The following is a 487-nucleotide window of genomic DNA, read 5'->3' on the forward strand; positions in this document are numbered from 1 at the left end:
GCCGAAGGGCTGGAAGACAGTTCCGGCATCAGGTCGCGGACACTCGCCGCCTGGGAACTCGCCTGGGCCAGCGGACGCGAATTGCTCGAACGTGGCAATGTGCTTGTCATCGACGAGGCCGGCATGGTGTCGTCGCAGCAGATGGCCCGCATGCTTGACATCGCCGAGCAAGCCGAGGTGAAGGTCGTGCTGGTTGGTGACGCGATGCAGCTGCAGCCGATCCAGGCGGGCGCGGCGTTCCGGGCGATCACTGAGCGGATCGGTTTTGCCGAACTTGCCGGCGTGCGCCGCCAGCGCCAGCCATGGGCGCGCGAGGCCTCGCGGCTTTTTGCGCGCGGCGAGACCGGGAAAGGTCTCGATGCCTATGCCCAGCAGGGGCATCTGATCGAGGCAGGGACACGGGCGGAAACGATCGATCGGATCGTCGCCGATTGGAGCCAAGCGCGCAAACAGGCAATCCAGAACTCAACCACGGCAGGCAATGACG

Annotated in this window: 1 protein-coding gene; it reads left to right on the forward strand. The window is 65.7% G+C overall.

The window, feature by feature from the left end; translation table 11 throughout:
- Positions 1-487: AAA family ATPase (locus MOV76_RS39475; RefSeq protein ID WP_247266626.1), on the forward strand; the 487-nt coding region annotated here is incomplete at both ends.

The sequence above is a fragment of the Rhizobium sp. PRIMUS64 genome, from assembly GCF_023006465.1.
In the GTDB taxonomy this organism is placed as follows: Bacteria; Pseudomonadota; Alphaproteobacteria; order Rhizobiales; family Rhizobiaceae; genus Rhizobium; species Rhizobium leguminosarum.